This window comes from Thermostichus sp. OS-CIW-30 (genome assembly GCF_054060215.1).
The window spans coordinates 1-20582 of sequence record NZ_JBSSCZ010000014.1; the positions used below are offsets into that span (position 1 = coordinate 1).

The window sequence follows — 20582 nt, forward strand, 5'->3', positions numbered from 1 at the left end:
TCAATAAACTGTTTGCAGTTTGCTTCTTTCCCAATGTTAACTCTCTCTTCTGTCTGTAAAAAAGCCAATATCTTCTGCCATTTGTTTTCATCTAAAAAAACCAACTTCATCCTCTTTCCTCTATAAATTATTCTCTCTATCCTAACATAAGATCAACACGACCTAACTCTCACAAACAGGAATGCCAGTACCAGCAGCCCACCCACGAGAGAGGAGCAAGGGTCAACCTGCCCCAAAAGCCTTGTCCACCAGGAGAGATAGTCATTTTTAAAATAACTATACATTTGGTCGGGAGCCGGGTAGGCCTACACATTAGCGAACATTCGTAGTAGAGGGAATTGTAACCAAAAGTCCAAGGAGTTAATTTCTAACCTCGAGAGTGAAGAAATATAAATTCGTCAATCATCTTCGTCAAAAAATGGATTATTGACAATACTTTTTTGAAAACCAGCATCTGATTTAGCAGAAGCGTAAAGAATTGCGTGCCTTTTATACTCTGAGGTCGTCTTCTTCAAGAGATCGCCTCTTTGATCATTTTTCTTACCGGTCTCAAGGCCAATGTTTTCTACTTAATTTAATCTCTATTTCTGTTATGAGAAATGAGCATTGGGCGTTCAGTTTGGATCCCACTTAAAATTGACCTGAAAAAGCTCTGGGGCTTTGGGTGCTGAGATTGCCGGGATCCCATTGCGCAATCAAAGCCGAGTCCTTCCTCTGGCGGGGGGAGAGATCTTTTTCTTGAGAAGGTAGATCCAATCCTGGAGAATACCTGCCCCCTCCTCCAATCAGCCAGAAAGTTCGGGGATCCCACCCTCGATCCCTGGATCAAAGGGAAAAGACTCTATCCCGCCGGCACAAAAGTTTTCTGTCACCGACTTGGGCTTGGGAAAAACCCTAGGCCATTGTGAACTCGGGGTGTACGCCGCCGGGAGGGACTGGGATCCGTCTCACTGTTGGGTGGGCTGGCTTCTGGGTGTCGGTGTTCCAAATTGACGGCCTCTCCCCCCAGCACCAAGGTGGAAGCATTGCCCCCATCCAAGTTCAAGGCATGGCGACAGCCCAATTGCTGCATCAACTGTGCCATCTCCAGCAGGGTGAGCCCTTGATTTTCCTGGGCATTGCCGGCGGTCACCAGCAGCAAATGTCCGCTGTCCAGTTGGCCGATGGCACTGCGGGCGGCTCGCTGCCTGCGAAAGAGAGGCTGAAATCCCTCCAATCGGGCATCCAAAACCACCTGCCCATCCAAGAGCAAGAGCGGCCCTGCCCCTAGGATGTGGGGATAGGCCTCCAGCTCGGGCGGATCCAAGCGCAGATGAAGGCTGAGGCGATCCCCGGGAACCAGCTTGCGGGCTTCTAGGGCACCTTCTAGCCCCCGCCCTGCCAATACATACCCCTCACTGGGAATCTGTACCGTCAAACTGCCGGCCAGGCCCGCCACCAGAATTTCTTGCACCTGATCCTGCCGCACCATCACGAGCATTTCGTCGTCCGTTTGGGTGGTGTAGGTGGATCCCCAGTCGGGGGTGAACTGGGAGATGCCGGGCAGGATATAGCCTGTATTGATGCCCACCACTGGGATTTGATCCCCAATGGCATTGCGCAGCTCTGCTTGCATCTGCAGACGGGCAAAGCGCACGGATCCCCCTTCTTGCCCTGCCGTCCCATCCGACCAAGCGATGACCCCACGACCCAAAATGGGGCTGGAGATCCAGCGGCCATCCCGACGAATTGCCCCCAGCGGCTGACGGGTGTTGCGGTTGAAAAACCCACCGTTAATGGCGGCCACTGCCCCCTGTTCAGGGCCAAAGGAAGACAGCTCCCCCAAACCCACCAGCCCCGCGCGTGCAGCCCAGATGGGCCGCAGTTGGCCGGCTGCGAGAGAAACCACCACGATGGAAACTGGGATCCGATTGTCTCCAACCCAAACCTCCTTCTGGTACAAAGGGATCCCTTGCACCACCCGCACCGGCTGCACACCGAGGGTCACCTGAGCTTGAGCAGCCACGCTGGGCAAAAAGAGAGCAGCAGTGCAGGCTAACCCCCAGCCCATGACCCAGGCGCTCAGCTTGGTTTTGGACATGTCTTCACGTCTTTAGGGCTTCACCATTGTCATTGGGAGATGATTATCCCCCTGCGGCAAAGGTTCCCATCACAATGAGCGACAACAGGATCCCTGGAAAGAGCAGCGTCACCAAGATCAGCAGTTCGGAAAGGGTCATCGGGGAATGCCACCTACTGGAGATTTAACCAACACAACAGCTCCGGCTTCCACCCTAGCGATCCCAGAAGGGTGCTCCAGGCTCCCTTTGGGATCCCTTAACACTCGACACCGGTTTGGCTGCCCGTGCATGCCATCTCTCGCTCTGCCGACAGTATCCTGGCAAGGGGAAAGCCTTATCCAACGGTTCCTATGGGCATCCAAGGCAAACGCATTGCCGTCGAACCCGGCCATCTTCGCCCCTGGCTCAAAGAGGCTGTTTTGGCGGGGGGCGGCGAAATTGTGCCCCTGGCAGAAGCAGAAGCCTTGGTCTGGGCTGATGCCTTTGATGTGCCTGGCCTGAAGCGTTGTCTGGCGGAAGGGAAAGGGATCCGCTGGGTGCAGCTGCCCTGGGCAGGGGTGGAACCCTTTGTTCGGGCGGGAGTCTTGGATCCCGCTTATGTGTGGACTTGTGGCAAGGGGGTCTATGCTCAACCGGTGGCGGAACATGCCTTGGCCTTGACCTTGGCCGGCTTGCGCGACTTGAAGATCCGCGCCTTGGCCCAAACTTGGCAGGAGGGCTCCGGTACCAGCCTCTGGGGTAGCCGTGTGGTCATTTTCGGGGCCGGGGGCATCGCCCAAGAGTTGATCAAGCTGTTGCAGCCTTTTCAATGCTCCGTCGACGTGGTGCGTCGCAAGGCGGATCCCTTGCCGGGTGCCACACGGGTGGTGACGCTCGCGGAACGGCAAACGGTGTTGGCAGGGGCAGATGTGGTGATCCTGGCTTTGGCCCTCACGCCGGAAACCGAGGGGATCATCGCCCAAGCTGAGTTGGAGCAGATGGGATCCCAGTGTTGGTTGGTGAATGTGGCGCGAGGCAAGCACATCGTGACCTCCGACTTGGTGGCCGCCCTGCAGCAGGGGGTCATTCGCGGGGCCGCCTTGGATGTCACGGATCCCGAGCCCCTACCGGATGGGCATCCCCTCTGGAGCTTGCCCAACTGCCTGATTACCCCCCACACTGCTCTTACCGATGCCATGATTGTCCCAGCCCTCTCTAAGCGGGTGCGAGAAAATGTGCAGCGCTTCCGGACCGGGGATCCCTTGCTAGGGGTGGTGGATCCGGTTTTGGGGTATTGAGTCCTCTAGCCCCCCTCCCTTGGGGAGCCTGGGATCAGAAACATTTGGCGCCAAACCCTACTGCAAAGCCATCTCCTGCACGCGGGCAGCAATGGCCTTGGCCATTTCCTGAGTGCCGACGGGATCCCCTGTGGCCAGGTCATAGGTGACCTGCTTGCCCTCGGCGATCACCGCCTGCACCGCCGCCTCCACCCTTGCGGCAGCCTCCCGCTCTCCCAGGTAGCGCAGCATCATCGCCCCGGAGAGGATCAGAGCGCAGGGGTTGACTTTGTTTTGGCCAGCGTACTTGGGAGCAGAGCCGTGAATGGCCTCAAAAACCGCAATGCCGTTGCCGATGTTGGCCCCCGGCGCCACCCCCAGCCCGCCGATCATCCCCGCGCACAAGTCGGAAATGATGTCCCCATAGAGGTTGGTGAGCACCAGCACATCGTAGAGCTGCGGCTTTTGCATCAGTTGCATGCACATGTTGTCCACGATGCGATCTTCAAACTCGATGTCGGGGTACTCCTGGGCCACCTCCCGCGCCACCTGCAAAAACAAGCCATCGGTGAACTTCATGATGTTGGCTTTGTGAACTGCCGTCACCTTCTTGCGGCCATTCTGGCGGGCGTACTCAAAGGCAAATTTGACAATGCGGCGGCTGCCGAAGTCCGAAATGGGCTTGATGCCGATGGCGGATCCCTCGCGGATGGGTTTGCCGGAAAGGCGCATCATTTCCTCCCGCGCCTGGATGGCTTCCGGCGTGCCCCGTTCAAACTCGATCCCGGCATAGAGATCTTCGGTATTTTCCCGCACCACCACTAGGTCGATGTCTTGAAAAGGGCTTTTGACACCGAGCATGGATTTGGCCGGGCGCAGATTGGCGTAGAGATCCAGCTCCTTGCGAATGGCTACGTTGACCGAACGAAAGCCAGTACCTACGGGAGTGCCAATCGGCCCTTTGATCGCCACTTTGGTTTCCCGAATGGACTCCAACACCTGGGGCGGCAAGGGGGTGCCGTATTTCTCGATCACCTCCACCCCTGCCTCTACCGGGATCCATTCCAACCCAACCCCGGTAGCCTCCAAGACCGTGGTCATCGCCTTGGCCACTTCCGGGCCGATGCCATCCCCAGGGATCAAAGTCACACGATAGGCCACAGATGCTTCTCCTCGCAGTGTTAACGACAGCGCAAAAACTCCGTCCTGCCGGCGTGAGAGGATCCCTCCACCAGACAGGTTAGAGAACCGGGAACCCTTGAGCTTAAATGACTATAGAACAGGTTGAGACTGAAAATGCTGCGTCTGCTACCTCAGAAAAGGGGGGGCTAGCCGCAAGATCGGGGACTCGGCGGCAGAGGGACTCGCAGCTCTACAACTGTGCCACTGCCAAAGCGGCGATTACGCCAAGCAATGCTTGCCCCGATCAACTCGGCTCGGTAGCGCATGTTGAGCAACCCGTGTCCATGGCCAGACGGCTGGGCGGGATCCACCCCACTCTTGGACGCCGGCATACCGCAGCCATCGTCGATGATCTTCAGCTCCAAGTGGGTGTAGGGAGCCTGAGGGTTGATAGAGGAACCGGCGTCCTGTTGAACCTTGGGCTGAATGATGAGATCGATGCGCCGTGCCCCCGCGTGTTTGACAATCAGAAAGCTGGCTTCCAGAGGTGTCCGGCTCAGCAGAGCCAAAGCCCCCAGCCGCTCCTCCCCCCGGTTAATCGGGTAGGCAACAAAGCCTCGCAAGCCATTGGCCTTCACCCACTCCGGGGCGGGCATCCAGGCTTCTTGGGCGGGATTGTTGCTCAAAAGCGGCAGCCCCTCCTGGGCCACCCGTCCCAAAGGGCTGTCGTCAGGGTAGATCCGCTGAATTTGGTCGTGAGCAGGACTGAGCAGGCCGGCATGGGCCACCGACTGAAAACATCCTTCCTGCGGGTCGAAAAACCAAAGGCGAGCTGAGGCTGCACCCAGACGATCCACCATCTGCCGTACCAAGGTCTGGGCCAGCTTGAGCACACACTGCTCCAGCTCCCCCATCTCTACAGAGTCCGAAGAGGATGGGGAAGATAACTGAGAAGAGAGCAGCACCAGTTCTTGGACAATTTGGTTTGCAGCCTGTAGCTGGCGTGACAGCATGGGATCCCGATTGCGGCAGCGGTGCGGAGCACTTTCAACAGAGGCAACCGAAGGCATGACAGCAAGAGATGGGCTTCCATCAACAAGGAACCAACTTCTGCACAGCCTCTAACCGCCCCAAAGCCCAGCCCCGCCGCTGGAGAAGGGCAAAAGATTCCAGCAAATCCGGCCCCTGCAGATCCCCTGTCAGGGCGGCCCGCAAACTCTTCATCAGCAGGCCCTTTTTCATGTTCTGGCCCTTGGCCACCTGATCCACCAGCGGTTTTAAGCTGTCCGCCGAAACCTGGGGCAGCTCGGCAGCAGCCAGCGTGGCAGCCATAGCAGCCATAGCCTCTGCCACCCCAGGCAGGCGCAACTGTTCCAGAGCTGGCAACGTGTAGCTGAGGGGCTCCTGAAACAAAAAGCGGCTGAGCGGAGGAGCTTCTGCCAGGCGGTCGATGCCATCGGCAATCAGGCGGGCCACATCTTCTAACCAGGTGGGATCCGGCACCTCGGAAAGGTCAAACCCTGCCGCCTGCCAAAAGGGGGTGAGCCGTTCTACCAGTTCTGGCGGAGAAAGCCGCTTGATGTACTGGCTGTTGATCCAGTTGAGCTTGTCCCAGTCAAAGCGGGCAGCCGCACGGTTAACCCGGTCAAAGTCGAACAGCGCAGCCGCCTTTTCCAAAGAGAAAAGCTCTTCCCCATCCGGGGGCGACCAACTGAGCAAAGCCAAATAGTTCTTGAGAGCTTCCGGCAAAAAGCCCAGTTGCTGGAACTCTGCTACCGAAGTTGCCCCATCCCGTTTGGAGAGCTTTTTCCCCTCCGGGTTCAGGATTAGCGGAGAATGGGCAAACTGGGGAGGTTCGTGGCCAAGAGCACGGTAGAGCAAAATCTGCTTGGGGGTATTGCCGATGTGATCTTCGCCGCGAATCACATGGGTGATGCCCATGTCGATGTCATCCACCACCACCGCCAAGTTGTAGAGAGGGTAGCCATCCGCTCGGGCAATGACCATGTCTCCTCCCAAATCCTGGGTGTTCCAGGTAATGGGGCCGCGGATGAGATCCACCCAAGACACCTCTAGGGGCTCCTCGATTTTGAAGCGGATCACTGGCTGCCGCCCCTCGGCTTCGTAGGCTCGTCGCTGGGCTTCGGTGAGAAAGCGGTGGCGGTTGTCGTAGCGGGGGGCTTTGCCGGCAGCCTTCTGGGCAGCGCGCATCTCCTCCAGCTCTGCCTCGCTGACGTAGCAGCGGTAGGCCAGCCCTTGATCTAGAAGCTGCTGCACCACTGCTTGGTAGCGCTCGATGCGCTTGGACTGGTAGACCGGCCCTTCGTCCCAGTCTAGGCCCAACCAGGCCAGGCCCGCCAAAATGTTGCGGGTGTAGCGGGGCAAAGAGCGGTCGCGGTCGGTGTCCTCAATGCGCAAAATGAACCGGCCACCGTGGCGACGGGCATACAGCCAGTTGAACACTGCCGTCCGGGCGGTGCCGATGTGCAGATTTCCAGTTGGACTGGGGGCAATGCGAACACAAACACTCACAGGTCTAAGGATCCCAAGCAGAGTATCCCGATCCTAGTCGGCGGCGAGATCCTTTGTCATGTTGGCCCTCCATTGGGTTGCAGGCGGTTGCCAATCGAGGCATTTCGAGTAGAATCCGCCTTAGCTGCCGGTCAAAAGGTAGGCTTCATGGGGATCCAAGTCAATGAGCAACGTTCAAACCCCGCTTTTTTCCGGTGTTGAGGAAAAGCTGTAGCGCAGGAGGAATCCCAGCACATGCGTCTGACTTTGGCCATTCTTCTGGGTTGTCTGTCCGCCGGGATCCCGATTGGATCCGCCTTGGCCCAAATTGCCTATCCTTCCTATCCGGTGGGAGATGCCCTGGATAGGATCCTGTTGGATACAGGCAGGAATGTGGATCCGGTCATTTTCCCTGAGGAGGTGGTGCGCTCCCAGGCCCGGCAGACCACCGCCTTCTTCACCACGCTGCTGAACCAACGCACCAACATCCCACCCCTGCGCTCGCTAGATTTGCCCAGTCCCTATCAGGCTTCGGTTCGTACCCAGGCCGGGTACTACCGCGTGACCCAGACAGAGCCCGTTTTGGATTTTGAAATCTTGCGCTAGGCAGGGCAGGTATTCGGGGCCTGTTCCAGCGCCGGCCTGTTGCTGTTGCCAAAACGTTGTGTATGAAGCTCCGTTCTACTGCTGCGCGGAAGAAAGCTAGCTAGGGCGGTGGTTGTGCCCTGGTCGGCGTGGCGGAAAGGGCAGTGACTGCCTGGCGGTTGCCTTAAAGCTGTTCACCCAGGAGGGCATGGTTTTTCTCAGCGAAACAGCTCCCTGGAGAGGCGCTCCGCCGGCGCAATCGGACAAGAGGGAACTGGGGAAAGTTGTGTTTGTGAGAGCCTTCATCCTATGGCCCGCTCGCGCGGACGGTAACTGCCTCTCCGGTCAGCGAAAAAGCTCGCGTGGCGGTAATGCGCACCGGCACCAGGGATCCCTGCAGTTCCTCCGGATCCCCTTCAAAGAACACCAAGCGATTGCCGCGGGTACGCCCCATCGCCTGGCGGGGGTTTTTCGGGTTGGGGCCTTCCACCAGCACCTCTTGCACCTGGCCTAAGAGTCGGGCGCTGCGGGCGGCGGCCACCTCGGCCACCAGTCGGTTCAGCCGTTGCAGGCGGTCGCTTTTTTCCTCTTCAGGCACCTGGTCGGGCCACTCGGCGGCAGGGGTGCCGGGACGGGGGGAGTAGGCAGCAGTGTTCACTTGGTCAAAGCCAATGTCCTGCACCAGTTGCAGGGTTTCTTGGAACTGAGCTTCGGTCTCTCCCGGGAAGCCGACAATGGCATCGGCGCTGATGGCGGCTTCGGGCATGTATTGGCGGATGAGCTGGATAATCTGGCGATAGCGCTCGTGGGTGTAGCCGCGCCGCATCCGCTTGAGCACTTCGTTGCTGCCCGCCTGGAAGGGAATGTGGAAGTGCTCGCAGACTTTGGGCAGCTCGGCGCAGGTGGTGATCAGCTCCTCGGTAAAGTAGCGCGGGTGGCTGGTGGCAAAGCGGATCCGTTCAATACCTTCCACCGAATGGACGAAGCGCAACAAGCTGGCCAGGTTGGTTTTGGGATCCAGATCCCGTCCGTAGGCATCGATGTTCTGCCCCAGCAACGTCACCTCTCGATAGCCTGCTCTGGCCACGTCTTCGATTTCGGCGCGGATGGCCTGGGGCTGGCGGGACTGCTCTTGCCCTCGCACCCGCGGCACGATGCAGTAGGTGCAGCGCTCGTTGCAACCGTAGATAACGTTGATCCAAGCAGTGACCTGGCTGTCGCGACGGGGCTTGGTGATGTCTTCTGGGATCTCAACCGGATCGGTGGCCACCACCTGGTTTCCGGCTTCCACCTGCGCCAGCAAATCCCCAAGGCGGTTCACGTACTGGGGGCCCATGACCAGATCCAGCTCAGGGACGCGGCGCAACAATTTTTCCCCTTCCTGCTGGGCCACACAGCCGGCCACAATGAGCTTGATGGCCGGGTTTTTGCGCTTGCGCTGCGCCTGGATGCCCAGGTAGGAATAGACCTTTTGCTCAGCATTGTCGCGGATGGTGCAGGTGTTGTAGAGAACTAAGTCCGCCTGCAACTCATCTTCGGTGGCCACATACCCCAGGGACTCCAGGATCCCGGCCATGCGCTCGGTATCGGCGCGGTTCATTTGGCAGCCGAAGGTGATGGTGTAATAGGTGGGAGCAGCCATGGGAAGTAACAGCACAAAGAACCACCATCTTCGAGCTTAGCGGATCCTTAAAATGGCTGAGGGGTTTGAGACTGCAACGGTTAGTCTAGATAAAAGTTCCTACACCGGCAAAGGCTCATGTTGCCCAAGCATCGTCCCAAGCAACTGTCGCTGGGCCCTCTGGAGTCGGAAATCTTGGACATCCTCTGGGATCTGGGCAGTGCCAGCACCCGTCAAATCCACGAGCGCATCTTGGCCGATCCGGATCGGGAGCTGGCCTATGCCTCTGTGACTACAGTTTTGCAGCGCTTAAGCCAGAAGGGCTGGGTGAGCTGTGAGCGCCGCACCGATCCCCAAGGGCGGAATCTGCCCATGCTGTGGCGGCCTCGTCTTTCGCGTCAGGAAGCGGCCAGCCTCAGGGCCTTCACCCACCTGCAGCAGTTTTTGGCTGTAGGGGATCCCGATACGGTGGCAGCCTTTGCCGATAGCCTGGATCAGGCCAGTGTGTCCCAGTTGCAGGCGATTGCCGAACGGCTGCGGGCAGCCCGTCAAGCCAGGAGGGATCCGCGATGAGCCACTTGGGCATGTTATTGCTGGGCTTGGGCCTCAGTTGGCTGTGGCGAGCCCAGGTGCGCCTGGACAGGAGTGGGGGATGGGGCCGACGTTGGCAGCGGGCTTGGATCCACTTCTTGCTGCCCCCGCTGCTGTTGCTGACCACTGCTCTGGCCTTGGCCTGGATGGGGCCGTGGGGACAAATGGCCGGGGTGGGGGGCTGGTTCTGCTACGGCTGTGCCCTGCTGTTGCTGGCCGTGGCCGGCGGCGTGGCCTTGCACTGGATTTGGGAATACTGGCGCTCCTATCGACGTGCCCATCTGCAAGCTCTGGCCCAGGTGGATTTGCATGGCTCTCCGGCCTACGTGCTGGATTTGGAGATTCCTTTTGCTGCTCAAGTGGGGGTGTGGAATGCCCAGTTGGTGGTCAGCCGCGGCCTGCTGGAGCAGTTGGATGATGAGCACTTGCGGGCTGTAATCGCTCACGAAGAAGCCCATCGCCACTACCGCGACACCCTGTGGATGTTTGGGGTGGGCTGGCTGCGACGCCTCACCGGCTGGCTGCCCAACACCGAGGCCCTCTGGCAGGAATTGCTCACTCTGCGGGAACTGCGGGCGGATCGCTGGGCGGCCCAACGGGTGGATCCCTTGCTGTTGGGAGAGGCCCTGCTGCAGGTGGTGGGCTATGGCGTGGTGGAGCAACCGGCGGCGGCCTGGGTTGGCTTTGCAATGGCCGTGAGTTCAGACTCAGGGCAACGGCTGCAGGAGCGTATCGATGCCCTGCTGCAGCAGGCAGAGTCAGGGCCCGTCGATCCCCTACCCCATTCTTCTTCCATTCGGGGTTGGGCCTGGTTGGGGTTGGCCCTGTTGCCTTTGCTGGCGATCCCGTTCCATACCTGAAGATTGACGGCGATTCCTCAACCAAATTGTCCTTGGGTTGGGGAAGCGAGCTTGAAAAAAAACTACCAGTTGACGCCCAAAGCCTGAGATCTGCTTTGCAAGCAGAATGGGATACTCTAGGTCAGGTTTTCTGAACTTCTAGGGACTTACGGCGGTGCAAACCAACTCTTCCCTTTCTGAGGCGACCGGGTCGGCGTGTGATCCCCTTACGCGGGCGCAGATCCTCATCGAGGCTTTACCCTACATTCAGCAGTACCAGGGCCGTGTTATTGTCATCAAATACGGCGGCGCAGCCATGGTGCACCAAGAGCGACGGGCCGAGGTGCTCCGAGACATCGTCTTTCTGGCCTGTGTGGGGATCCGCCCGGTGTTGGTGCATGGGGGGGGGCCGGAGATCAACAGTTGGCTACAAAAACTGGACATTCCCTTCAAGTTTGTGGATGGCTTGCGGGTTACCGATGCCGCCACCATGGAAGTAGTGGAGATGGTGTTGGTGGGCAAGGTTAATAAGCAGATCGTCCAGCTCATCAGCTTGGCCGGCGGATCGGCGGTGGGGCTGTGCGGGCGAGATGGCAACTTGATCAAGGCGCGATCCCAGGGCCGGGCAGAGATCGGCTTTGTTGGGGAAGTGAGCAGCATCAACCCCCAGTTGCTGCAAACCCTGTTGGAAGGTGGACAGATTCCGGTGATCTCCAGCGTGGCTGCCGATGAGACAGGCCAAGCCTACAACATCAACGCCGATACGGTGGCGGGAGAACTGGCGGCCTCTCTGGGGGCAGAAAAGCTGATTTTGCTCACCGACACCCCTGGCATTCTCCGGGATCCCCAGGATCCCAGCTCTCTGATTACGTTGCTGGATATCGAGACGGCTCGCCAGTTGATCCAAGCCGGTGTCGTCAAGGGCGGCATGATCCCGAAGGTGCAGTGTTGCATTCGCGCCTTGGCACAAGGGGTACGGGCAGCCCACATTCTGGATGGGGGATCCCCTCATTCCCTATTGCTGGAGCTGCTGACCGATGCCGGGGTGGGCACCAAGCTGGTTCCTTCTCAATTTGCCGCCCAGTTGGAAGGACTGAACAACGGATCCCGCTAAGCTTCCTTGATAAAGCGAAGAATCTCCCGCACATGGCCGAGAAACTGGCTATCCACACTGAGCTGAGCCACAGCTTGGTGGGTCTCCTGGCGCAATTGCCTGTGCTCCAGCTCGTTGCTGGCCCGGAACTGTTCCAGTTGGGCTTTGAGCGCGGCCAGCTCCTGCCGCAGGTAGCGCCGGGTTTCTTCCTCCTGTTGGGCCCAAGAACCGGGCTTGCCGGGATCCCATTGCTCCTGCAACTGCTCGACTTGGCGCTGCAACTGCTCTAGTCGTTCCGCCAGCTCGAGGGCATCTTCGCGAGGGATGCGGATTTGCCCTTGCAACTGGGCCAAGCGGTCGGCCAAATACTCGTAGCCCCGGATGGCCGGGCGCAGAGCCGTTAACAACACCGCAGCCACGGCGCTGGGGTAGCCAATGGGGGTGACTTGCCCAACGGCCAAGCCATAGAAAGCTAGAGCCGACAGCCCATGCAGGGCAATGGCCACGCGCAACGACCAGCGGCTGAGCTTTTGTAGGAAAGCCAAGGTTGAATCTTCCACCGGGATCCCTCGTTCCTGAGACACAACCGCCTCCTGCTGAACGGCCTTGGCCTGAAAGTAGAGGTTCCAGGGAAGGGTGACGATCACCACCAGCCACCAAAAGCTGGCGATCCCAATGGCCCAGTCGGCCAGCTCCCCAATGGGTAGCCCAAAAGCCCGCAGCAGGACAAACAGGATCCCACCGCCAATCAACAACAGCAGCCCCGCCACCCAAACTGGGAAAAAGATTTTCGAGTAAGACACGGAGTAAGAGGTTGAGTAAGACATTGCCGGTTTCTCCTCATCAAGCTGCCTACAGCCTGCCCGAACCGAGCGGCCAGAAGCTCCTGAAGCGGCCAGTTTTCCGTCCGTCCCAGAGCCATTAGGGGTGCAGCTATAGCCATTCCCAATGGCGAGGAAACCCTTGCGGATCCCAAACTCCCTCTCCCTCAGGGAGAGCGCTTAGAGTAGATCAGTGCTCTCTATGAGTTGTCTTTGTTGTTCTCGGGTGTAAGCCTGTGAGCCTTGCCGCCTCTCCCCCCGATACCGATTTAAGTAGGGATCCCCGCCCGCGGCGAGAAAGCGATTGGCGGCTGCTGCGGCTGCTCTGGCCCTACGCCCGTCGGCACCTCAGGCTGGTGTTGGCGGCCTTGGCCTTTCTGCCCCCTTTGGCCTTAGCGGATGCGGTGCAGCCCTTGATTCTGCAGCGGGCTCTGGATGGCCCCATTGCCCGAGCGCTGGAACAGGGTGAGGCCGGGATCCTCTCCGACCTTTGGCCCTATGTGGGGCTGTTGATCCTAACGGTACTGGTTCGCTGGCTCTTCCAAGCCCTGGAAGGGTATGTCAGCCAAAAGCTGGGGCAGTTGATGACCCGCGACATCCGCGACGATCTCTTCGCCCACATTCTGGCCTTGCCGGCTCAGTTTTTCGACCGCACCCCGGTGGGCAAGCTGATCACCCGCATCACCAGCGACGTGGAAGCCTTGGGGGATGTCTTTTCCACCGGTGCCGTCGGCATTGTCAGCGACCTGTTTACTCTGGGGGTGATCGCGGTGGTCATGCTCAGCCAACGCTGGGATCTGGGCTTGCTGCTAATCCTCATCGTCCTGCCCATCAGCGCTGTTGTCCTCGAGTTGCAGCGCCGCTTTCGGGATGCCAACTTTCGCGTGCGCGAAGAACTCTCCAAGCTGAACTCCTGGATCCAGGAGAACATCTTGGGCATTACCGTGGTGCAACTGTTTCGGCGGGAGCGGCTCAATAGCGAGATTTTTCAAACCATGAACCGCCGCTACATCCGGGAAGTGGATCAAACCATCCTTTATGATTCTGCCCTTTCTGCCGTTTTGGAGTGGGTGTCTTGGCTGGCCGTGGCGGCTTTGCTCTGGGTGGGCGGGCAGCAGGTGATGTCAGCCGGTAGGGGCTCAGTTGGAGGGGGATGGACGGGATCCCTGCCCCTGCCCAGGGAACCCCTCACCTTTGGCAGCCTCTACGCCTTTATTCTCTTTTCGCAACGGTTTTTCAACCCGCTGCGGCAGTTGGCCGAAAAGTTCACCGCCCTGCAGGCGGGGTTCACCGCCGTCGAGCGCATCGATGCCATCCTCAGCCTGCCGGTCGCCATCCGGGATCCCGCTCAGCCCCGCCACTTGCCCCCCAATGCCAGAGGAGAGGTGCAGTTCGAGCACGTCTGGTTTGCCTACAACCCCGGGGAGTGGGTGCTCAAAGACCTCACCTTCACCATCCGCCCCGGAGAAAAAGTGGCCCTGGTGGGGCCCACGGGAGCCGGGAAAAGCTCCATCATTCGCTTGCTCTGCCGTCTCTACGACGTAACCCAGGGATCTATTCGCATTGACGGCGTTGATATTCGGGATCTCCCCCAGGCTGAGCTGCACCGCCACCTAGGGGTAATCCTGCAGGATGGATTTTTGTTTTCCGGGGATATCCAGCAAAACATCACCCTAGGAGAGAAGGCAGATCTAGCGGCAGTGGAGCAGGTCGCCCGCCAACTCAACCTGCATGACTTCCTCCGCAATTTGCCCCAAGGCTACGCCACCCCTGTGCGAGAGCGGGGCAGCAACCTCTCCAGCGGCCAGAAACAGCTTATCAGCTTTGTGCGGGCCATGTGGCGGGATCCCAAAATCTTGGTTTTGGACGAAGCCACCGCCAGCCTGGATGTGGGCACCGAAGCCCTCCTGCAATCCGCTCTAGACACCCTGCTGCGGGATCGCACCGCCCTGATCATCGCCCACCGCCTTTCCACCATCCGCGATGTGGATCGCATCTTGGTTCTGCAGCGGGGGGAACTCAAAGAGCAGGGATCCCATGCCGAGCTCATGGCCCTCAGCGGGCTCTATGCCAGCCTCTATCGGCTGCAAGATCTGGGCGGCTAGCAGGGTGCTTCTGCCCAACCGTCAGCGACTGGCGCCAAAGCGAGACCGAATTGCCTTTAGGGTGGTGAAGCTGGCATCCGCGAACGCGATGCGAGCCTTGCAGAGTAACAGATTGCCGTTATCCACGGCAGTGTCTCTCAAGCTGGCCAAACCATCGCTGGCCTGCACCAGGGCACGGCGGCCCCAGCTAGAGAAATTTTTGCTGAGGGTGTTGATCAAGCGTTCCATAGGGATTGGACATTCCGCTCCTTGTCTTCCACCTAGCCTACTCCCCCAGCCGCAGGTATCCACAGAGGGCCATCAAGAAAATTGTTTGTTACAGATTGTTAAAAACTTGCCGTCAAGCCGGCAGACTGGCTATGATAGGCCCCAAGTTTGGCAAGCAATTCAAAGAAAGCGGTTAGCCATGAATCATCGGCCAGAGGTAGTGGAAGGCACAGAGTCCAAGCAGAAGGTGACCCTGTATCTCTCACCTGAGCTGCACCGGAATCTGAAGATTCGGGCTGCCGTGGAGCGGGAGCCGATGTCGGCAGTGGCAGAGAAGGCCATTACCTTCTATCTGCTTCACCCAGAGGTCATTGAAGGGGTACAAGGTAGCGCCTATCGTGTCCATCAATGTCCCAAGTGTAGTCACCCATTTGTTATCCGCGATGGAGAGGTGGTTTCCCTGCACCAGACATCGGCTGCCGAAGCCATCCTTGAAGAGGTGGAGCCAGAATACTGGGGATCGGCTGCTGGCTCGGAAGAGCAACGGCAGGATGCTCTGGTACCCTGCTAGAACGCTCCCAAGCGGGCCCCCTTCAGGAACTTGAGCTGATAGGAGCAGACAGCAACACAGAAGGCTTCTAAAATCCTCTCAAAATCCATCCAACAAGGGCGTACTCCCAAGTGCAATCCAATACCTAGGCAACTCGAACCCCATTTTTCAACCGTTCTGGCGGCTCCTGAAATTTCCCCTCTGCAGTTGGTGTTTCCCATGCAAGAGCTAAGCATCCTCATTCAAGCTCAATACCCACTGCTGTACCTGCTGACTCCAGAGGAGGAACGGGCAGAAGCGGCTCTGGCAGCAATTGCCCGCACCCTTAAGCCTCAGCGTCGCCTATTCATTTGGACAGTTACCCACGGCATCGTCGAATACGGCAACCCCCGCAGCCTCACCCAGCACAACACCCAATCCCCCCAGCCCGCCATCCAGTGGGTAATGGAGCAAAAGGATCCCGCCATCTGCGTCTTCAAAGACCTACATGACTTCTTGGACAACACCGAGGTGAAGCGCTGGCTGCGGGATGCTATTGCCAGCCTGAAGGGATCCCACAAAACCATCCTGCTCATGTCGCCGGTGCAGGTGATCCCGGTCGAGCTGGAGAAAGACATTTGCGTAGTGGACTTCCCCCTGCCGGACATGGCCACATTGGAGCGCGCCCTCAACCGCCAGCTGGAGCAGATCCCGCGCTCCCTGCCTTTGGCTCCTGATACCCGCGAAAAGTTGCTCAAGGCGGCCCTGGGCCTAACGCAGGACGAGGCAGAAAAAGTCTACCGCAAGGCTGTGGTGATGCATGGTCGCCTCACCGAGGCAGAAGTAGACATCATCCTCTCTGAGAAGAAGCAACTGATCCGGCGCAACGGCATTCTCGAGTTTATCGAAGAGGACGAGACCATCGACGCCGTTGGCGGTCTGGAAGAGCTGAAGCGCTGGCTGCTGCAACGTTCTGAGGCCTTCACTGAGCGGGCCCGCGCCTATGGACTGCCCCAACCCAAGGGTATGCTGATCCTGGGCGTGCCTGGCTGCGGTAAGTCGCTGATCGCCAAGACCACTGCCCGTCTCTGGGGCCTGCCCCTGCTGCGTCTGGACATGGGCCGCGTTTATGATGGCTCCATGGTGGGCAAATCGGAAGCGAATCTGCGCAGTGCCCTGCGAACTGCTGAATCTCTCGCCCCTGCCATCCTTTTCATCGACGAGCTGGACAAAGCCTTTGCTGGATCAGCAGGCTCCAGCGATTCTGACGGGGGCACCTCTAGCCGCATCTTTGGCTCCTTCCTGACCTGGATGCAGGAGAAACGCTCGCCGGTTTTTGTCATGGCCACGGCCAACCGTGTGGATCGTCTGCCGGGTGAATTCTTGCGCAAGGGCCGTTTTGACGAAATCTTCTTCGTGGACTTGCCCAACATCAACGAGCGCATCGAGATCTTTCGGATCCACCTGAAGAAGCGGCGGCGCGACATCAGCCGCTTTGATCTGCGCCAGTTGGCCGCAGCCTGTGAAGGCTTCTCCGGCGCGGAGATCGAACAAGTTTTGATTGCTGCCATGTACGAAGCGTTTGCCCAGAACCGTGAGTTTACCCAGCTGGACATTCTGGCAGCAACGAAAGCAACTCAACCGCTATCTCGCACCATGACGGAGCAAGTGGTAGCGTTGAGGGAATGGGCCCAGCAGCGGGCTCGGCCTGCAGCGGCCTCTGTAGCCGAGTACCAGCGGCTGGAGTTCTAGGAGGAGGTGAGGATCCAAAGCTACCTTGACAGAAGCAGGGACGGCAGGGCCCAAACCTTCCCCAAAGAACAGTGCCCATTGTTTGTGTCGATGTTCCAACCCCTATACAAAGGAGAGAAACACCATGTCTCATTTTAGCACCCTGCGTACCAAAATCACTGACGGTCAAGTCCTGATCAACTCTCTGCGCGATCTCGGCTACACCGTTAAGCTGAACGCCGACGTGCGTGGCTACAACGGCCAGCGTGTTCGCGCTGACATCGTGGCTCAGTTGGAAGGCGACTACGATCTGGGCTGGTCGAAGAATCCCGACGGTTCCTACGACCTGATCGCCGATCTGTGGGGCGTGGCCAAGAAGCACAACCAAACCGAGTTGATCAACTCCATCAACCAAAAGTACGCCGTCAACAAGACCTTGGCCGAGGTGAAGCGTCCTGGCCTGAACAACGCCAACGTTAAAGTGGTGGTGCACTAAGCCGGATCCTGTCTCGCCATCGCTGCAGCGATCTACACCGACTAAGGCTAAGAGGGGCTGGGTTCAGCCCCTACTTTGTTGATTCGGTTTTTGTGTTGGATGAGCTGTGATCCAAAGGAGAAACCTAGGCTTCCGTGAGAGCGGCAATGCCGGGCAGCACCTTCCCTTCCAATAGCTCCAGGCTGGCTCCGCCACCGGTGGAGATATGGGTCATTTTGTCGGCCAGGCCCACTTTTTCCACGGCAGCCACCGAGTCTCCCCCGCCGATGATGGTGGTGGCTCCCGCTTGAGTGAGATCGGCCAGGGTGCGGGCGATGGCTTCTGTGCCCACGGCAAAGCGGTCAAACTCAAAGACGCCCATCGGCCCGTTCCAGACCACGGTTTGGCACCCCTGCAGGGCAGCCTGGAAGGCTTTGATCGATTCCGGGCCGATGTCCAAGCCCATCCAATCCTCGGGGATGGCGTGGATGGAAACGGTCTGGGCCTGGGCATCTTTGTCAAACCTATCGGCTACCACCACATCCACCGGCAGCAGCAGCTCCACCCCCCGCTCTTTGGCTTTTTCCATCAGGGAGCGGGCCAGATCCAGCTTGTCGGTTTCCACCAAAGACTTGCCGGTTTGGATCCCTTGGGCTTGGTAAAAGGTAAAGATCATGCCGCCGCCCAGCAGGAGCTTGTCCACTTTTTCCAGGAGCCGCTCAATGACGCCGATCTTAGTGGAGACTTTGGAGCCGCCGATGATGGCCGCCAAGGGCCGCCGGGGATCCTCAATGGCGCCGGAGAGGAATTGCAGCTCCCTTTCCACCAGGTAGCCGGCCACAGCAGGCTGGAGATAGGCGGTGACGCCGGCAGTGGAGGCGTGGGCGCGGTGGGCGCTGCCAAAGGCGTCGTTGACGAACAGGTCGGCCAGTGAGGCCAGCTTGCGGGCAAATTCCGGGTCGTTGTCCTCCTCTTCTGGGTAGAAGCGGACGTTTTCCAGCAGGGCCACCTGGCCGTTTTCCAGGCGGTTCACTACCGCCTCGGCCTCAGGGCCGATGCAGTCGGGGGCAAAGGCAACCGGCTGGCCCAGCAACTGAGAAAGACGGGTGGCTACGGGGGCCAGGCTATTGCCCTCGCGGGCGACCTTAACCGCGCCTGTCTCTTTGTCCTTCTTGACGGGGCGGCCCAGGTGGCTGGTGAGGATCACTTTGGCGCCTGCCTGGGTGAGGGCCTGGATGGTGGGCAGGGAGGCGCGAATGCGGGTGTCGTCGGTGATGTTGCCCTGGGGATCCAACGGGACGTTGAAGTCGGCGCGCACCAGCACGCGCTTGCCGTTTAAATCAAAGCCAGATGACAGCAGGGATCCCAGTGTTTGTTTGGCCATCGTTGTTTTCCCCCGGACTGCAGAAAATCTTTATTTTTTCTTCCGTATGTATCCTACCAGCGATTGGGATCCCGGCAGTGAGACAGATGGGCTTCGGGATCCCCTTGTTCCGCTGCTTTTGCTGGGTCGGCCTTCCGTCTGCCCCTTGGCCCCGGCAATTGTAACGGTTTGCAAATAGAATAAAAATGTTGCTTTGTCGTTACCCTCATGCGTGTTGCCATTGCTGGTGGCGGGCTGGCCGGGCTGGCCTGTGCCAAGTATCTCTGCGATGCCGGGCATCAACCGCTCCTCTTTGAGCGGCGGGATGTTTTGGGTGGCCTGGTGGCTGCCTGGAAAGATGCCGACGGCGACTGGATCGAGACGGGGCTGCACAACTTTTTTGGCGCCTACCCCAACACGTTGCAGCTGTTCCGGGAGCTGGGCATCTCCGATCGCCTGCAGTGGAAGGAACACAGCTTGATTTTCAACCAGCCGGACAAGCCGGGCACCTATTCCCGCTTTGACCTGCCGGATATTCCCGCTCCTTTCAACGCCATTGTCGGCATCTTGCGCAACAACGACATGCTCACCTGGGGGGAAAAGGTGAAGTTTGCCCTGGGGCTGGTGCCGGCCATGATTCGCGGCCAGCGCTATGTGGAGCAGATGGATCGCTATAGCCTCTTGGAATGGCTGCGGCGGCAGGGTATTGACGAGCGGGTCAACACCGATATTTTCATTGCCGTCTCCAAGGCCCTGGCCTTCATCAACCCGGAGGAGATCTCGGCCATGGTGCCCCTGACGGCCTTGAACCGCTTTTTGCAGCAAAAAGATGGCTCTAGGATTGCCTACCTAGACGGCGCTCCCCCAGAGCGGCTCTGCCAGCCGATGGTGGACTACATTGTCGCCCGTGGGGGGGAAGTGCATTTGAAGGCGGCGTTGCAGGACATTCGTCTCAACCTCGATAACAGCGTGGCCGGGTTTTGCTTAGCCACCCCCTCTGGGCCGGTGGAGGTGACTGCCGATGCCTATGTCTCGGCCCTTTCGGTGGACGCGCTCAAGGAGCTGCTGCCGGCGCAGTGGTGGGGGATCCCCTTTTTCCAAAAGCTGCGTGAACTGGAGGGGGTGCCAGTAATTAGCCTGCAGATCTGGTTTGACCGCAAGATTACTCACATCGATCACTCCTTGTTTTCCCGCTCGCCGCTATTGAGCGTGTATGCCGACATGAGCAACACCTGCCGGGCCTATGCCGATCCGGAGCGGTCCATGTTGGAGCTGGTGCTGGCTCCGGCTGCCGAGTGGATTGATCGCGGCGATGAGGAGATCTTTGCCGCCACGCTGGAGGAACTGAAAAAACTCTTTCCCCAGCACCTTACCGGCCCCAACCCCGCCCGCGTGCGCAAGTGGGTGGTGGTGAAAACGCCGCGCTCGGTCTACAAGGCTACCCCTGGCAGACAGCAGTATCGCCCCACTCAAGTTACCCCTATTCCCAACTTCTTCTTGGCGGGCAGCTACACCCTACAGCCCTTCCTGGGCAGCATGGAGGGGGCCATCCTCTCCGGCAAGTGGGCGGCGGAGGCCATCAACAAGGGGATCCCATTTCAACGCGCTTCTGTCTCGGCCTCAACTCTGGCAGCTGCGGGGGTCTAGCTCTCCGCCGTCCGCCTCCTATGCCT

18 protein-coding genes and 1 pseudogene are annotated in these 20582 nt (G+C 59.0%); 10 read left to right on the forward strand and 9 right to left on the reverse strand.

Annotated elements, in window-relative coordinates; translation table 11 throughout:
- Nucleotides 1–110 (reverse strand): annotated as a pseudogene (locus tag ACVWZF_RS07260) (IS5-like element ISSoc13 family transposase); the annotation flags it as partial.
- A 758-nt stretch (nucleotides 111–868) separates the two neighbouring features.
- Nucleotides 869–2080 (reverse strand): phosphodiester glycosidase family protein, encoded by a 1212-nt coding sequence (locus ACVWZF_RS07265; protein ID WP_457394324.1) that lies wholly within the window; start codon nucleotides 2078–2080, stop codon nucleotides 869–871.
- 330 nt (nucleotides 2081–2410) lie between these two features.
- Here ACVWZF_RS07265 and ACVWZF_RS07270 point away from each other — a divergent pair, with 330 nt between their 5' ends.
- On the forward strand, nucleotides 2411–3337 hold the full coding sequence (locus ACVWZF_RS07270; RefSeq protein WP_011433280.1) for a D-isomer specific 2-hydroxyacid dehydrogenase family protein: 927 nt from the start codon (nucleotides 2411–2413) through the stop codon (nucleotides 3335–3337).
- Nucleotides 3338–3394: 57 nt separating this feature from the next.
- Here ACVWZF_RS07270 and ACVWZF_RS07275 read toward each other — a convergent pair whose 3' ends face one another.
- From ACVWZF_RS07275 to gltX, 3 genes are all read right to left on the reverse strand, one after another.
- Nucleotides 3395–4477 carry an isocitrate/isopropylmalate dehydrogenase family protein gene (locus ACVWZF_RS07275; protein WP_041436546.1) on the reverse strand — a complete coding sequence of 361 codons (1083 nt, stop codon included), beginning with the start codon at nucleotides 4475–4477 and terminating at the stop codon, nucleotides 3395–3397.
- Between the two features lie 167 nt (nucleotides 4478–4644).
- On the reverse strand, nucleotides 4645–5451 hold the full coding sequence (locus ACVWZF_RS07280; protein WP_457395556.1) for a GAF domain-containing sensor histidine kinase: 807 nt from the start codon (nucleotides 5449–5451) through the stop codon (nucleotides 4645–4647).
- Between the two features lie 79 nt (nucleotides 5452–5530).
- Entirely contained in the window at nucleotides 5531–6970 is a 1440-nt protein-coding gene (gene gltX / locus ACVWZF_RS07285) for a glutamate--tRNA ligase (protein ID WP_414418525.1), read from the reverse strand.
- A 234-nt stretch (nucleotides 6971–7204) separates the two neighbouring features.
- Here gltX and ACVWZF_RS07290 point away from each other — a divergent pair, with 234 nt between their 5' ends.
- A complete protein-coding gene (locus ACVWZF_RS07290) occupies nucleotides 7205–7555 on the forward strand; it encodes a hypothetical protein (RefSeq protein WP_011433285.1) in 351 nt (116 codons plus the stop codon).
- A 286-nt stretch (nucleotides 7556–7841) separates the two neighbouring features.
- On the opposite strand, the gene miaB is transcribed toward ACVWZF_RS07290, so the two are convergent.
- On the reverse strand, nucleotides 7842–9176 hold the full coding sequence (gene miaB, locus ACVWZF_RS07295; protein WP_011433286.1) for a tRNA (N6-isopentenyl adenosine(37)-C2)-methylthiotransferase MiaB: 1335 nt from the start codon (nucleotides 9174–9176) through the stop codon (nucleotides 7842–7844).
- 117 nt (nucleotides 9177–9293) lie between these two features.
- On the opposite strand from miaB, the gene ACVWZF_RS07300 reads away from it, so the two are divergent.
- From ACVWZF_RS07300 to argB, 3 genes are all read left to right on the forward strand, one after another.
- Nucleotides 9294–9728, forward strand: a complete 435-nt coding sequence (locus ACVWZF_RS07300) for a BlaI/MecI/CopY family transcriptional regulator (RefSeq protein ID WP_011433287.1) — start codon at nucleotides 9294–9296, stop codon at nucleotides 9726–9728.
- Nucleotides 9725–10606: a M56 family metallopeptidase gene (locus ACVWZF_RS07305; protein WP_457411189.1), complete on the forward strand. Its 882-nt coding sequence runs from the start codon at nucleotides 9725–9727 to the stop codon at nucleotides 10604–10606. The genes ACVWZF_RS07300 and ACVWZF_RS07305 overlap by 4 nt, the downstream gene beginning before the upstream one ends.
- 154 nt (nucleotides 10607–10760) lie before the next feature.
- On the forward strand, nucleotides 10761–11699 hold the full coding sequence (gene argB, locus ACVWZF_RS07310; protein WP_457411191.1) for an acetylglutamate kinase: 939 nt from the start codon (nucleotides 10761–10763) through the stop codon (nucleotides 11697–11699).
- On the opposite strand, the gene ACVWZF_RS07315 is transcribed toward argB, so the two are convergent.
- Entirely contained in the window at nucleotides 11696–12505 is an 810-nt protein-coding gene (locus tag ACVWZF_RS07315; protein ID WP_457411192.1) for a hypothetical protein, read from the reverse strand. The genes argB and ACVWZF_RS07315 overlap by 4 nt on opposite strands.
- Before the next feature lie 230 nt (nucleotides 12506–12735).
- Here ACVWZF_RS07315 and ACVWZF_RS07320 point away from each other — a divergent pair, with 230 nt between their 5' ends.
- A complete protein-coding gene (locus ACVWZF_RS07320) occupies nucleotides 12736–14604 on the forward strand; it encodes an ABC transporter ATP-binding protein (protein ID WP_011433292.1) in 1869 nt (622 codons plus the stop codon).
- 21 nt (nucleotides 14605–14625) lie between these two features.
- On the opposite strand, the gene ACVWZF_RS07325 is transcribed toward ACVWZF_RS07320, so the two are convergent.
- Nucleotides 14626–14832, reverse strand: a complete 207-nt coding sequence (locus tag ACVWZF_RS07325) for a hypothetical protein (protein ID WP_041436551.1) — start codon at nucleotides 14830–14832, stop codon at nucleotides 14626–14628.
- Nucleotides 14833–15010: 178 nt separating this feature from the next.
- Here ACVWZF_RS07325 and ACVWZF_RS07330 point away from each other — a divergent pair, with 178 nt between their 5' ends.
- The 3 genes from ACVWZF_RS07330 (at nucleotide 15011) to ACVWZF_RS07340 (ending at nucleotide 17567) form a co-directional block, all read left to right on the forward strand.
- Nucleotides 15011–15382 (forward strand): hypothetical protein, encoded by a 372-nt coding sequence (locus ACVWZF_RS07330; protein ID WP_041436554.1) that lies wholly within the window; start codon nucleotides 15011–15013, stop codon nucleotides 15380–15382.
- A gap of 198 nt (nucleotides 15383–15580) precedes the next feature.
- On the forward strand, nucleotides 15581–17092 hold the full coding sequence (gene ycf46, locus ACVWZF_RS07335; RefSeq protein WP_011433294.1) for a stress-responsive protein Ycf46: 1512 nt from the start codon (nucleotides 15581–15583) through the stop codon (nucleotides 17090–17092).
- A gap of 124 nt (nucleotides 17093–17216) precedes the next feature.
- Complete coding sequence (locus tag ACVWZF_RS07340; protein WP_011433295.1) at nucleotides 17217–17567, forward strand: DUF1257 domain-containing protein; 351 nt, start codon at nucleotides 17217–17219, stop codon at nucleotides 17565–17567.
- A 124-nt stretch (nucleotides 17568–17691) separates the two neighbouring features.
- Here ACVWZF_RS07340 and ACVWZF_RS07345 read toward each other — a convergent pair whose 3' ends face one another.
- The gene (locus ACVWZF_RS07345) at nucleotides 17692–18930 is read right to left on the reverse strand and encodes a phosphoglycerate kinase (RefSeq protein WP_457411194.1); all 1239 of its coding nucleotides are present in this window, start codon (nucleotides 18928–18930) and stop codon (nucleotides 17692–17694) included.
- Nucleotides 18931–19137: 207 nt separating this feature from the next.
- Here ACVWZF_RS07345 and pds point away from each other — a divergent pair, with 207 nt between their 5' ends.
- Entirely contained in the window at nucleotides 19138–20556 is a 1419-nt protein-coding gene (gene pds / locus ACVWZF_RS07350; protein ID WP_011433297.1) for a 15-cis-phytoene desaturase, read from the forward strand.
- Nucleotides 20557–20582: the final 26 nt, after the last annotated feature.